Genomic DNA, 13,763 nt, shown 5'->3' with positions numbered 1-13,763 from the left:
TTTCACAGAGTTCTTGCATACTTTTTTCCGCCCTAGCTAGTCGATGGGCCAGTAGCGATCCGCTGGAAGAGCTTGCAGGCATCGTCCACGAGATCCGCAGCAATCCACATGATGTTGCCTCGATGCGTCGCCCCGATCGCCTCAAACAACTCCTGCTCATCGCCATAGCAGCAGTGCAGCAGTGACCGCAACTGGGTCAACTTGTTCTCGAGGGTGTCCTTCGCGTCCTGCGCTGCGGTTGAGAGTGCGGAGGTGGGCGTGTTCTGCCCGGCGATAATTTGATCAGCCATTGATGTGCTCGCTTTCGAAAGTTAGTGCACGTTGAGTGGTCAGACGGCCCTGGTGTTAGCGCACCTTGGCCGTCGCCTATCTGCCTCACATCGACATCGCTGCGGTGTGCATTTCGATGTCCCGCCGTGAGGCGCGGCGGTCGACAAATATAAGAACAGAAGCGCTTGAACAGAGCACCCGCGCGGCGAACAAATCGCGCATCGCGCCAACTTTGCCCACATCGGCAAAGCAAAACAAAATGCCTTCTGTCGCGGCAATAAATGGCAATGAATCCACATATGCAAGACGCACTCGACACCCCTGCCAGCGCGGTCACTTTCGCCACCTCGGCCCTCGGCCCGGCGCTCAAGCGCTGGCGCCTGCTGCATCGCGTGAAGCAATCGCACGCGGCCGAGCTCTTCAACGTCAATCAATCGACCATCTCGCGCTGGGAGTCCGACACGCAGGCGATGGAGCCCGCCGAGCGCGCACGCGCCGAGGCGCTGTTGTCGGCCCGGCTCGATGCGGCCGCCGACCATGCGCTGGCCAGGCTCGTCAACGAGAGCCCGCGGCCCGTGCATCTGGTGTGCGACATCACGCATCGGCTCTTGGCCTCGTCCGCGCGCAGGGCCGCCGAGTTCGGCGCGCCGCTCTCGCTGCTTTTGGGCCGCTCGCTCTGGCGCTATGCCACGCCGGAAATCGCGGGCAAGGAGGCGATGCTCGATGGCATCGGCTGGCGCGATGCGCTCGCGCCGCCCTCGCTGGAGTTCGCGACGGGCACCAACAGTTCGCAGCTCGTGCCGATTGCACAGAGCCTTTGCCGGTGGACGCGGATAACGCTGGCCGATGGCACTTCGGCGCGGTTGGTCGAAACGCTTTGACGGTGGCGATGACGGCCCGACCCATGAAAGCGCACGAAAGCGCATGCAAGCGCATGAAAGGGCTGGCCGTGATCGCGTGGCCCGCCCTGCCCGCTTCTGTGGCCTTTCGCATGGGCCTTCATGGGATGCTGCAAACTCCTCTCCGGACTCGTCGGACGGCTGACTCTTCTGCCCTATGGGTCTGGCTTGTCTCGCTTGCCTCGTTCGCCTCCTCTGCACCATTCGCCCCTCACCCCTCTTCCGGAGCCCGCATGGCGTCATCCCCCTCCTCCGCCGCACCGCACCCCCACTACGACCGCCTGATCGCCGCCGCCCGCGCCCTCCCCCCGCTGCGCGTCGCGGTGGTCCACCCGGTCAACGCGGTGTCGCTCGAAGCGGCGCTCGCGTCCGCGGCGCTCGGCCTCATCGCGCCGGTGCTGGTCGGTCCGCGCGCGAAGATCGAGGCCGCGGCGCGCGAGGCCGGCGCCGACATCTCGCACCTCACCATCGTCGAGGCGCCCCACAGCCACGCCGCGGCCGATGCCGCCGTGGCCATGGCCTTGCGCGGCGAGGTCGATGCGCTCATGAAGGGGAGCCTGCACACCGACGAGCTGATGGGCGCGGTGGTGCGGCGCGAGGGGGGCCTGCGCACCTCGCGGCGCATCAGCCACTGCTTCGTGATGGACGTGCCGGGCCACGCGCAGCCGCTGGTCATCTCCGACGCGGCGATCAACATCGCGCCCACGCTCGAAGAGAAGGTCGACATCGTGCAGAACGCCATCGACCTGGCGCACGCGCTGCACATGCCCGCCGTGCGGGTGGCGATTCTCTCGGCCACCGAAACGGTGAACGCCAAGGTGCCCTCCACGCTGGACGCGGCCGTGCTCTGCAAGATGGCCGACCGCGGCCAGATCACCGGCGCGCAGCTCGACGGCCCGCTGGCCATGGACAACGCCATCGACCCCGAGGCCGCGCGCATCAAGGGCATCGTCTCGCCGGTGGCCGGCCGCGCCAACGTGCTGATCGTGCCCGACCTGGACGCGGGCAACATGCTCGCCAAGAGCCTCACCTTCCTGGGCGGCGCCTACGCGGCGGGCATCGTGCTGGGCACGAAGGTGCCGGTGATCCTGACAAGCCGCGCCGATTCGGAATCGGCGCGGCTCGCGTCGTGTGCGGTGGCTTCGATGTTGGCGAAGGCGGGGAGGGATCGGTTGATCAAGGCGGTAGGGTGAGAGCGCTGGTGGCGCTCACGTCTTGATCTGTGTGGCCTTCGCGGCGGGGGCACGTTGCAGCGCCTTTCGGTCGAGGGCAATCACCCGGACTTCATGCGTTTTCCCCGCGCTCATTTCACGCGCCGACTGAACAAGCAAAGCCTCGAAGTCCTGGCCCGTTTCGAAGGCCGCCAGCTCTGCGTCGCTCATCTGCTTTTCATGTGGCATCACGCACTCCATCAAGGTTTCGCCGGGCTCTTGCGGTTGAAGTAGACAACGCATAGGCGGCCGCGCATATCTCATGCGTGGACACCACCGCCCCGCCCCCCTACGATCCCGCCGATGAACATCGAGCAACTCAAGGGCAAGCTCGCCTTCCTGCGCGAGGCGGAAAAACTCAAGGACGTGCTGCGCAGCGGCCACACCTCCTCGGGCCGCGCGGAGAGCACGGCCGAGCACAGCTGGCGGCTGTGCCTCATGGCGATGGCGTTCGAAGAAGAGCTGGCCGGGCTCGACCTGCTGCGCGTGCTCAAGCTGTGCGTGGTGCATGACCTGGGCGAGGCGATTCACGGTGACGTTCCGGCCACGAGCCAGCACGCGCACCCCGACAAGAGCGAGCGCGAGCGCCGCGATCTGCTCACGCTGATGGCGCCGCTCGATGCCGGGCTGCGCGGCGAGCTGCTCGCGCTGTGGGACGAGTACGAAGCCGCCGCCTCGCCCGAGGCCCAGGCGGTGAAGGCGCTCGACAAGCTGGAGACGATCCTGCAGCACAGCCAGGGCGCGAACCCCGAGGATTTCGACTACGCGTTCAACCTGGGGTATGGGCGCAAGCACACGGGCACTGCGCCGCTTTTCAGCACGCTGCGCGAGTTGCTCGATGACGCGACGCGGCGGCGGATGGTGCCTTCGGCGCCCGCGCATTAGCGCGTATCGGGTGGCGCCTCGCTCAGCCACTTCGCGGCGAGCGCGGGCACCACGTCCGTCGCCCTCCCCTGCAGGAAGGTGAAGCCGCGCGGCACGTCTTCTATCTCGAGCGCGACCAGTGCCTTCTGTGCATCGCGGTGCGCGTACCGCACGAGCGACGCCGCCGGGTTCACCGTGAGCGAGGTGCCCACCACCAGCACGCGCGCCGCGGTGGCCACGTGCGCTTCTGCCTCCTCGAAGTGCCGCACCGATTCGCCGAACCACACGATGTCGGGCCGCAGCTGCGTGCCGTCTTCGCACAGCTGGCCGAGGGCGATGGGCTCGCCGTCGATGCGGTAGCGCCTGGGCGTGGGCGACGTGCCGCGCGCATACGCGAGCTCGCCGTGCACATGCAGCACGTGGCGCGAGCCCGCGCGCTCGTGCAATGCATCGACGTTCTGCGTGACGATGACCACCTCGTACGCGGCCTCCAGCGATGCGATGGCGATGTGCGCCGCGTTCGGCTCTGCCTGCCACGCCTTCTGCCGGCGCTCGTTGTAGAAGGCCAGCACCGCCTCGGGGTGTCGCTGCCATCCATCGGGGCTCGCGAGCTCCTGCCACGAATAGCTGTTCCACAGCCCCTTCGCATCGCGAAAGGTGGGCAGGCCGCTCTCGGCGCTCACGCCGGAGCCGGAGAGCACGACGATCTTGCGGGGCTGCATTTGTTTCATATTTGTAAAAAGAATCGAGGTATGTGTCTAAATACGCACTAAACTTACATTTTTGATACACATCCTTTGGGGCAGATGCGCGCTCTTCTCTCGCTGGTTCGCCGGGCTTTTCCCTCTGGGGCCGCGCTCTTCTGCGGCGCATTGCTGGCCAGCCAGGCGGCGTGGGCCGGCCTCAACGATGTTGGCAATGCACCACACAGTGTGCATCGCCTGAAGTTCTACGTCGACCCCGCGCTTTCCGACGAACTCGGCCCGCAAGAGGCCGGCCGGCGGCTCGCGCAGTACGTGGCCGACGTCAACACGGTCTTCACGCGCGAGACAGTGCGCAGCTTCGTCTTCGACCCGTCGAACGACTTGCAACTCGTGGCCCCCGCGATGGCGTCGGCGTGCAGCCACAACGGGCTGGTCAATGGCGAGATCGCAGTGTGCATCTCGAAGTCGACCCGCGGCTACAGCCACGGCGGCCTCGCCGCGAGCTGGACCTTTCCGCAGAAGGGCGTGACGTGGAACCTGAACTGGATCGCGCTGCACGACCCGCTGCGCCTGTCGCGCGACATCACCAAGGCCGCGCCCGAATCCACCGAGAAAGACTACCTCGGCCGGCAACTGAAGACGCTGCTGCACGAGCTGGAGCACGTGTTCGGCGCGGGCGCGGGCGAGTACTACAACGCCTCGATGGTGAAGGACACCACCGGCACCGCGCCGCAGGCCGACCTGGTGCTCGCGAGCGACACCGACCGCTACTGGTGGACGCGCCAGAGCTGGCGGCTCGACCCGCTGCTGGGCACCGTGTTCGAGCAGCGGCGCGACCCGGCGACCAACCGCGTCATCACGCTGAACATGATCCGCTTCACGGCCGGCACCAAGGCCAACATCAACACCGACTGGAGCGATTGGCCGAAGTACGGCACCTCGAAATTCATGGCGGGCACGACGGCCACGCAGGTGCGCCTCACCGACCGCGCGACGGGCGCCGCGCTCGCGGGCGCGCAGGTGTCGGTGTGGCGCAATGCGGGCACGTCGACGGAGCAGCCGATGGTGCTGCTCGCGCAGGGCGCGGCCGATGAGGCAGGCCGCTTCGCGTTCGACTGGGCGTGCGGCTTCACCTGCTTCAACAGCGCGAAGTCGACGCTGCTGGTGAAGGCCTCGGCGCCGGGGCGCTCACCTTCGGCGAGCTGGTTCACGATCTTCGATGCGTTCGAGCAGAAGGCAGTGAAGGGGCAATCGACCTTCACGATCGACATGGCACTGGGCGGCGTGGACAACGTGCCGCCGACGGTGTCGGTCTCGGCGCCCGCGATGGCGACGCTCGGGCAGCCGGTGACCATTGCACCGGCCGTGGTGGACAACGTGGGCGTGTGGGGCGTGAAGGTGGCGGGGGCCGACGGCATTCCGATCTGCACCTTCGAAGCGCCGCCCTTCACCTGCACCTGGACACCGATGACGCCGGGCATGCAGACGATCCGCGTGATCGGCGTGGACGCGGCGGGCAACTCGGCGATGGCGACTGCGAATGTGATGGTGACTGCGCCCGCGGATGTGGCGCCGCCTGTGGTGTCGGTTGCGGTGCCGGCGGCGACGGGGGTCAGCCGCACGACGACGCTCTCGGCCGCTGCGCAAGCGAATGCGGGGATCGCGGAGCTTCAGTTCATCGTGGATGGGAAGACGCTGTGCACTGTGAAGGCCGCGCCGTATACGTGCAACTGGACGCCGGGGGCGGCGGGGTACGCGAGCATCGAGGCGCGGGTTGTGGATGCGATGGGGAACGTTGCGAGCGTGTCGGCGAACATGCAGGTGAATGCGCAGGTCACGCCGTACCGGGCGTTGGCGATGAAGGAGGGGGAGAAGGATGTGGCGGAGCGGTTGATGACGCAGGCGGCAGCGCCGGCTGCGGTGGTGCAGAAGGTGCGAACGGCTGTGGCTTTGCGGGAGCGGAGTGGGTCTTGAGGGTGAGGTCACCACGACACGAGTAACCGCCCTCGCCTGCACCTCCAGATCTTCACTCGGTCATTCGCTTACAGCCGTTGCTTGCGCAGTTCGTTCCTGCGCACGGCGCGCTGGTAGATCGCATCGTTCTCGGCAAAAGCGCCCATGAACTCGGGCTCGGGCCAATGGTGCGGATCGCCGGGCTCCATCGCACCTTCGGCCTGGATGTCGGCGGGCCACACGGGCTCTTTGCAGGTCTTGAAGCTCAGCCAACGGGTCAAGGTGAGCGCGCCGTACAGCGGAAACAGCATGTGCCGCATCGGGAACAGGCTTTGCCCCAGGGCGAAGCACACCCACATGTAGCAGTTCTTCCAACTGGGTTTGAGCGAAAGGGTGATCACGCCGTCGAGCGGGTCGTCCACCACATGGGAGGGCCCTTGCTCCATGTAGCGGCGGATGAACTCCCACTGCTCCACGATGCGCAGATCTTCATCGGTGCTGTGGCCCACCGTGAAGGTGTCCTGAACCGATTGGCTCGCATCGAGCACATGGCAGCGCAGGTCGCGCAGCACCTTGTTCTGCATGCCATGGCCGATGTGGAAGTACAGACTGGGGTCGCCCCAGGGCACGCTCAGCACGCCGTCCGCGCCGTTATGGCGAAAGACGTGGATCTTGCCGGTCTTGCGATTGAAACGAATCGGGTTGTGCGTGTAGGCAAAGAGGTCGAAGCGGAGCAAGTTCTTCCACACGAAATAAGCGAGAAAAAGAAATGTGCTTTCTCCCGCGGCCACGATCAGATACGTCGCGAGTGTGAACTCTTGCGTCGATTCGACGGCCAGGTAAATTCCACCGAAGAAAGCACCGAGAACAATCAGTTCGCAAAACAAGAAGGCCAATGTCGCCGACATTCCCTTGAGCTTGAATCCCCTGTCTACGAACTCGATGAAGGTGGAGTTGAAATGAATCAATCCCACGCCGTCTTCGGGGATGACGTCCTGCTTGCGTCCAAACGGCAAGTGATCTTTTTCTTCTTGCGAGGTCAGCGGGCGATTCTTTGAAAATTGCGGGTACCAGCCTGTCAACATGGGTCAGCCCGCCTTGGCTGCGTCATGAGCGGCCTTTTGCGCTGCCTCGCGCAACGCCTTGATGGCACTGGTCTGTTCCAGCATGGTCGAGAAATTCCCCTTGGCATTGTTTCCCCAATGCAGCGTCTTATCGAGCCAGCGCTCCATGTCGTCCGGCTTGAAAAATCCCACCACCACCGTCACGATCGCAAGCACGATGAAAGCAATGATCGAAAACGGAACAACCCAGCCGAACAGCACGAATATGGCGAGCGCCATCGAAACCACGCCGATAGAAAACATCGCAAATCCGTAGTTGAAATTCAACTTGATATCCTCCAGCCCTTCTTTCAGCGTCAATGCGCCAGCCACAAACGCGGCAGCGGCTCCCAGCCATTTTCCGCCCGCAATGACCGCCTCTGCGCGCGTGCTCGCATTCAGCATCAAGCGACCCATGGGTAGCGCAAGCTTCTGAGAGCCCCAGGGAAGATTCTTCGACAGTATCCCCGTCGCCTCGATGGCGTTGCCCAGCAAGCCCATGACGCCCGCGGCGAGCGCGGTGGTCTTGACCATCTTGGCATCGGGCGCCGCCTCATCCTGGTCTCTGATGAGCTTGGGCAAGCTGGCCCCCGCAAAAATGACAGCCACCACGCCTGTCTTGAATTCCAGTCCGCCCAGCTTGCCCACGCTGTGGTACAGCAACTGGTCCAGATCCTCCGCGCGCACGGCGCGGGCCACCGCATCGGCGCGCACGCTGCGCATGACCTTGGATTCCAGGTTCAGCGGGCGGGCCATGGCCTTCATGCGGTCCAGCTGTTCGCTGTCCATCAACACGATCGCGTTGAACTTGAACAGCTTCGCGCCTGTGATGCGATCCGTGGTCACACTGGGTTCCAGCGCCGAGCGCGCGGCGCTGCGCAGGCCCTGCGATGACGACATGCCGGCCTTGATGGCCACTTGTGCGGCCAACGCGCGCGTGGCCTGCTTGGGGTGGGTGTAGCCACTCAGGTCCATGAGTTCCATCTTCGGGTTGCCCGACTTGGCCACCGCGCCCAGCAGCGCCAGCTGGAGCTTGTGGGGCATCTGCATGGCGGCCTTGCCCGCGACGCTGTCCACCGCTCGGCCCATCATGCGAGTGAGCGGGCCCGCCAGTTGGTAGATGTACTTGGCGGCACCACTCATGGCGCCATTGAGTTCGCCAGCCGCGCCCTTCTCGACCGCGTCCTTGAGTCCGTTGTACAGCGTGCCGCACATGGCCAGCCAGTCGGCAGGCTCGGCTGCCTTTTCGCTGGCGGCCTTCCATTGCTTGACGGCATCGTCCAGGTTCCACACAAATGCGCGCGTGAAAATGGACTCGGGGTTTTCAGGGTCTTGCTCGATCAGCTTGCCCACGTGGTCGAACACGGTGGTGCGCCCTAGCGCGTCGCTCAGGATTGCCGCCGCCGCCTCCTGGTACTGCATGCCGTCCTTGGCACTCTTCGGGTCGAAGTTGCAGATCATGTGCTGCTTGAAGATGGCGCAGTCGAGCCAGGCAATGAAGGCCGCATCCAAGGGCTGGAGCACCTCCATGGTGAGTTTTTTCAGCTCGCCGGGGTAAGTCGTATTGAGATAGGTCTCATAGGCATTCTTGCCCTTGAGATGCTTCTGGTACTTCTCCCATGCCTCACGGCCCAGGCGCCGAATCTCCTCTTCGTCCTCCACCTTGAACCATTGGTCGTCCCATTCCTGCAAGGGCCGGCTGAATGGCCGGGTGTGAGCGCTGCCGAAAAGGGTGCCCATGACGGCGCGCCCCATCAAGGCCGTGTCCTTGCGCGAGGCTTCCTCGGAAGTCACCGCGCCGTTCTTGATGGCTTCGCGCAGGGCCATGACGCTTTGCGCGCTTTCGAATTTCTCCAGCCTGTCCGGCTCGTTGGCCCAGTCCAGCCCTTGCTGGATGATCAGTTGATTGAGGTCGGCGACCATGCCGACAGGGTCGTCCAACGCCACCAGGCCCGGCGGCGGCCTCTTGTCGTCGGGGTTGATCTGACCTGCGGCAACGCGGGCCGACATGACCGTCGCATCCACCTGCATGCGAGTCAGCGGCGCCCATTCCGCAAGGCTGTGATCGAACGGCTGGTTGCCGGCGTACACGGTCACCGTTGGCAGCGTGGAAAGACGTCCTTCTGTCCGGGAGATGGGTTGGTAGGCATGGGCAAGGTGAAATTCAGCCACCTGGTCCTTGGCGCCGTAGAGCACATCCAGGTGCGTCTGCGCGGTTGCGCTTGTCGCCCATGCTTTGGCATCGATGCGGCGCATGTGCCTTTCGCGATGCGCCTGCGACTTGTGCTTGTCCCACGTGCTCTTTGTCCAAGAAATGGGCGAAAAAGCCAGCCAGATATTTCCCAGCAGGTCAGGACGATGCGCGTCGGGAATCACGAGGTAGCGCCCCGTTTGCTGGGTGGCCATGCGCGCGCAGGGTTCAGCGCCATCGAGCTTCGGTGGCGCCGAGCGCATGTCGTATTCAACGAGGTGGGCATCGTCGGTGACGACGTAGCCTTTCCACTCCCTGCGCTTCTCGTTGTAGACATACAGATAGCCCGCGCGCAAGAGGCGCAGCGTGTATTTCGCGTAGCCACCGGGCAACTCGATGCTCTCGACAGGCAACTCGGCTTTTGATCCAGGCACCTTGATGCTCGTGGCTGCAAATGGCAACTTCAAGCTCGGTGCAGCCGCTTTTTCCAGCACGCCGTCCGTGCGCGCCAGGTTGTAGCGCACCGGCAAGAAGACCAGGCCCTGCTGGTCGCAGATCGGACATTTTTTAGAGGGGTCGCACGCCATTTGCACTCCGTCAGGTTTTGAAGTTCGTCAGAGCGGAACTTGGGAATCGCGACGCCATGCTTTGCAGATCGCTCAGGTCAATATCGGCACAGGCACCGCCGTAGCTGCATTCGCGTCTTTGCACTTGCTGCAGGCGCTCACGCATTGCGGGGTGTTGATGAATGTCCAGGTGAATGCACAGCGCCTGCTCGACGAAGAGGCGGCAGTCGGACTCATCCTCCATGCCCCAGGTCTCGTAGGCTTGGGCCAGCAGTTGCTCTGCCTGTGCGGGCTTCACCTGCAGGCTTGGGTGTTCGCTCGCCAGATAGGCCAGGATGCGGTTCAACACACCGAGGCGCCCCAGCGTTGCCCATTGCGCGGGACTCGGCCTGAAAGGAGCGAAGGTCGCGAGACCTGCTGCACGTTCGCATTGTTGCCAGACGCCTGCGGGGTCGCGCCACGACCAGACGCGCACTGGCCCGAGAAGCTGGGCCAACTGGCCTTTGTCGAGGAGCCACAAGAGATGGCAAAAAACACGAGGGTCGTACCACCGCAGCAGCACGTGCTCCTGCGCCGAACGACGGTAGAGAAACCGGCTCCCCAGGCGATTCAGCACTTGCTCTTCAGACAAGTCGGTGGCGAACAGCGCGGTGAAAAAAGGATGATCCGGGTTGGCTCGCTCCCACTGGAGAACCTGCCCATACAGCGTTGTGGATTCGGCATCCGACAGCACACGCAGATTCAACAAGCGCGGCAACACGAGAGACTGCATACCCAGTTCGGGCACGGCAATCGGCTTGACAGGCCAGGTCTCCCATGCGGACGCCTCGACCTGCAAAGGGTTGATGAGTGCGTAGTCGTGCGAGAAGAGAAACCGGTGGTCCATGGCGCTCGTTACGCCTGTACCGACACGAGAGCGTCGCCACCCGCATCCGCGCTTTTCATTTTGAAGTCGCACAGCGTCAGCGTCCCCTTGCCCGCTGCATTGGTGTTGCTATCGCCCTGCGGCCCGACGAAGTTGTGCATTCCTCGGAACGTCACCTTCCCCGGCGCATGAATCTTGATGCTCGCGCCTTCGAGCTTGATGTAGGCACCCGCGCTGGTCAGGAGCACGTGTGTCGGTGCTTCCACCTCCACGTTCTTCGTCGTGCTGGCGATCGTCACCTTTTTGTCGGCCGCGATCTTCGTCGCGCCCTTCTGGCTCTGCAGCGTCACGCTGCCGCTGGCCGCGTGCAGCGTGATGCCGCGCTCCTGGTTGGGTTCACTGCCGCCGCTCGCCTTGGCGCCGAGCGTGTACAGGCTCACGCCCTTGGCCACGGCCACCGCGATCTGTCCCTGTGCCGGCAGGTCGATGTCCTGGTTGGCGACGATGGCCGTGTGCTTGCCGCTCACCGCAATCGCCTCCTTCGGCGTGACGAAGCCGATGCCCATGGGCGCGCTGAACTGCAGGTGCGGCTCGCTGTATGCGGTGACGCTGCCTTGACCGCCTTCGGTGGCCTTGATATCGCCGCCGCTGCCGTTCGATTGCGCGGTGTTGCCTTCTTGCTGTGCCCCCAGCACTTCGGCCACGTGCTTCAGTGCCTCGATGGCCGGCAACTTGTCCGGGGCTTCTTCGCCCTTGATTTGCGCCTTCTGCGTCTGCGCACTCTTGGCCAGCGACGTGGCGAGTTCCTCGGCCTGTTTGGTCTGCTGCTGCGCCTCGCGGCTGGCCATGAAGGCGCCCTTGGCGTTCTGCTGGGCATGAGCGCTCACGAGCAGGCCTGCGCCGGCGCGGATGGCGCCCTGTGCGGTTGTGGCCAGTTCGGCCCCATGGCCTCTTGCCTTGCCGCGCGCGTTGTCGTCCTGCTGCTTGTGGTGCCCCAGGTGCAGCCGGCTGTGCGCCTGCGTGGTCGCCAGGCTCGTGCTGCCCTGCCCCGGGGTGTCGTCGAAGACCAGCTGGTTGTAGCCGCCATCGCCGCTCTGGCTGGCGCTCAGTTCCTGGGTCTTGATGCCGGAGAAGACGGCGTTGTGCGCATGCTCCTTGGCGTCCTTGCCTTCGCCTGCGAACCAGGCGGGGGCATTGCCGGTGGATTGGGCTGCACCCGCGGACTTCTCGTTGTGCTGGGCGTCGGTCTGGCCGGAGCCGTTGTAGAGCGCCGCGACGACGACCGGGCGGTCGATGTCGCCATGATGGAACTCCACCAGCACCTCCTGCCCCACGCGCGGCAGGGTGACCTGGCCCCAGTTGTCGCCCGCAGCGCTGGTGGCCACGCGCACCCAGGCGCCCAGGCGGTCTGCCGCGGGCGCATTGTCCTGGCCGTCGGCGCGGGGCTGTCGGGCGCTCGAGGCGCTGCCGCGCTGCCAGTGGAACTGGACCTTGACGCGGTGGTCGCGGTCGGTGTGCACAGGGGCGTTCTCGCCCACACCGATCACGATGGCGCTCTGGCTGCCATGCACGCTGGGCTTGGGGTGGATGCGCTGGCCGTGGCCGTCCACGCTCAGCGGGCGGTAGGGGATGGCCGCGCGCACGGTGGTGAAGTCGTTGCGGTAATGGGCGACGGTGTCGGGTGTCGAGGCCGCATTGCCGCTGGCACTGTCCTCCGGTGCATCGAACACGGTGGCGATATCGGGCAGGCCCAAACGCTCGCCGACGCCGGCCCTGAGGTCTTCGTCGAAGTTGTTGCGCGCGATGTGGCGCACGGCCAGCACGGCGAAGCGGCGGTCCTCTTCGCTGTCCTTGTCGTGCTGCTCGTGGCCGGTCAGGGTGAAAGTGGTGGCAGGTGCCAGCGTGCGCACAGCGCTTTGGCCTTCGAAGCGCTTGTTGCGCAATTCCAGGGCCTGCAGGGCGTTGGACAACAGCCGTTCGCCCTGGGCCGAGGTCTCCCAGCCGTAGGCGCCCGGATCGTCGCTCCACTGGAGTACGCGGTGCTTGTTGGACGATGCGCCTGCGCCTGCGCTCGCATCCGAACCCGAGCCCCGGCTTTGCTGCTGCACGGGCCGCGCACTCACACTCTTGTAGTCCCAGCTTTGCTGCGCCAGGCTGTTGGTCTGCAGCTGGCGCCTGCCGCGCCATTGCTGGATGGTGTCTTCGCTCTCGCTCGCATCGGCGCGATGAAAGCGGATGGTCGCTTGCGCGTTGGCGCGGAAGGCGCCGTTGTGGTCGGCGATGACGAGGGTGTGGCTGCCGAGGTTGCCGTCCTTGCCGGTCGCATGTTCGACCCAGTAGAAGAGGCCTTCTTCGGCGAGCAGACGCGCCACGAAATCGAAATCGCTCTCGTGGTACTGCGTGGTGATGCCGCGCACGGGATAGATGTCGCGCTGCGCGATCTCCCAGCGCCATTGCACGGCGAGCTTGCCCTGGCTCTGATACCGCGCGAACACGGCATCCACGATGTCGAACACGCTCTGGTGTTGAAAGAGGCAACTGTCCTGGCGATGCCGCAGGAACGCGAGCCACGGCTCGATGACGAGCCGGTAGCGCGCCATGCCGCCGTTGCTCGATACGCACTCGGCCTCGGTCACGTGCCCATGGAACGGACGCAGTTCGGTGCGGCTCTGTGCGGTCTGCAGGTCCAGGCGCACGCCCTGGCCCATCAAGGTCTTGAGTTCGATGTGCGCGTCGTCGCTGAGCGCAGTGAGTTCGAAGCGAAAGCCGCCTCCATCGATGCACTCCACACCGTCCAGGCGTTCCGCCAGCAGTTTGTTCGCACCCAACGGCGTGTGCAGCACCAGCAAGCGATCGCGCTGCAGCGTGCCTGCGGCGCCCGCACGCAACTGCGCGCTCAGCGACGCAGCGTTGAAGTCCGACATGTTGTTCTCTCTCCCCTGTGACTCTCGATCCACCGCCGCGTGCCGCGGCGCCTCCCCCGTGATCCTTCGGCGCAATCCGTCGCTCTTGTCTCTGCCGGCCTTTTGATGGGCGAAGCCCAGGCCGGTCTGTTGTGTTTATCGATGCACGAATGCGCGCCTGCACAGCCGTGGGCTGCATGCAGTTTGCAAATGATATCCGGCGCATTCCCCTCG

At 64.9% G+C, this 13,763-nt stretch carries 12 protein-coding genes; 4 read left to right on the top strand and 8 right to left on the bottom strand.

Going from position 1 to position 13,763, the window contains the following annotated elements:
* Positions 1–32 precede the first annotated feature (32 nt).
* The gene (locus tag ACZYRS_RS10585) at positions 33–290 is read right to left on the bottom strand and encodes a hypothetical protein (protein ID WP_463419211.1); all 258 of its coding nucleotides are present in this window, start codon (positions 288–290) and stop codon (positions 33–35) included.
* An 85-nt stretch (positions 291–375) separates the two neighbouring features.
* Positions 376–567, bottom strand: a complete 192-nt coding sequence (locus tag ACZYRS_RS10580) for a hypothetical protein (RefSeq protein WP_463419210.1) — start codon at positions 565–567, stop codon at positions 376–378.
* A gap of 2 nt (positions 568–569) precedes the next feature.
* Between ACZYRS_RS10580 and ACZYRS_RS10575 the strand changes: the two genes are divergently transcribed.
* Positions 570–1,151: a helix-turn-helix domain-containing protein gene (locus ACZYRS_RS10575; RefSeq protein WP_463419209.1), complete on the top strand. Its 582-nt coding sequence runs from the start codon at positions 570–572 to the stop codon at positions 1,149–1,151.
* 251 nt (positions 1,152–1,402) lie between these two features.
* Positions 1,403–2,362 carry a phosphate acetyltransferase gene (locus ACZYRS_RS10570; protein ID WP_463419208.1) on the top strand — a complete coding sequence of 320 codons (960 nt, stop codon included), beginning with the start codon at positions 1,403–1,405 and terminating at the stop codon, positions 2,360–2,362.
* Between the two features lie 15 nt (positions 2,363–2,377).
* On the opposite strand, the gene ACZYRS_RS10565 is transcribed toward ACZYRS_RS10570, so the two are convergent.
* A complete protein-coding gene (locus tag ACZYRS_RS10565; RefSeq protein WP_463419207.1) occupies positions 2,378–2,569 on the bottom strand; it encodes a hypothetical protein in 192 nt (63 codons plus the stop codon).
* 114 nt (positions 2,570–2,683) lie between these two features.
* On the opposite strand from ACZYRS_RS10565, the gene ACZYRS_RS10560 reads away from it, so the two are divergent.
* Positions 2,684–3,265 carry an HD domain-containing protein gene (locus ACZYRS_RS10560; RefSeq protein ID WP_463419206.1) on the top strand — a complete coding sequence of 194 codons (582 nt, stop codon included), beginning with the start codon at positions 2,684–2,686 and terminating at the stop codon, positions 3,263–3,265.
* Here ACZYRS_RS10560 and ACZYRS_RS10555 read toward each other — a convergent pair.
* Positions 3,262–3,966, bottom strand: coding sequence for an SIR2 family NAD-dependent protein deacylase (locus tag ACZYRS_RS10555; RefSeq protein ID WP_463419205.1), 705 nt, complete (start codon positions 3,964–3,966; stop codon positions 3,262–3,264). The genes ACZYRS_RS10560 and ACZYRS_RS10555 overlap by 4 nt on opposite strands.
* Before the next feature lie 84 nt (positions 3,967–4,050).
* Here ACZYRS_RS10555 and ACZYRS_RS10550 point away from each other — a divergent pair, with 84 nt between their 5' ends.
* Complete coding sequence (locus ACZYRS_RS10550) at positions 4,051–5,922, top strand: Ig-like domain-containing protein (protein ID WP_463419204.1); 1,872 nt, start codon at positions 4,051–4,053, stop codon at positions 5,920–5,922.
* A 68-nt stretch (positions 5,923–5,990) separates the two neighbouring features.
* Here ACZYRS_RS10550 and ACZYRS_RS10545 read toward each other — a convergent pair whose 3' ends face one another.
* Genes ACZYRS_RS10545 through ACZYRS_RS10530 form a run of 4 tightly spaced genes read right to left on the bottom strand, consistent with a single transcriptional unit; the run spans position 5,991 to position 13,550 of the window.
* Positions 5,991–6,986, bottom strand: coding sequence for a DUF6708 domain-containing protein (locus ACZYRS_RS10545; RefSeq protein ID WP_463419203.1), 996 nt, complete (start codon positions 6,984–6,986; stop codon positions 5,991–5,993).
* Between the two features lie 3 nt (positions 6,987–6,989).
* Entirely contained in the window at positions 6,990–9,782 is a 2,793-nt protein-coding gene (locus ACZYRS_RS10540; protein ID WP_463419202.1) for a T6SS effector BTH_I2691 family protein, read from the bottom strand.
* 10 nt (positions 9,783–9,792) lie between these two features.
* Positions 9,793–10,647, bottom strand: coding sequence for a hypothetical protein (locus tag ACZYRS_RS10535; protein WP_463419201.1), 855 nt, complete (start codon positions 10,645–10,647; stop codon positions 9,793–9,795).
* An 8-nt stretch (positions 10,648–10,655) separates the two neighbouring features.
* Entirely contained in the window at positions 10,656–13,550 is a 2,895-nt protein-coding gene (locus ACZYRS_RS10530; protein ID WP_463419200.1) for a type VI secretion system Vgr family protein, read from the bottom strand.
* Positions 13,551–13,763 lie beyond the last annotated feature (213 nt).

This window comes from Variovorax sp. AC194 (genome assembly GCF_979257995.1).
This window is presented reverse-complemented; position numbering and strand designations above follow the sequence as displayed.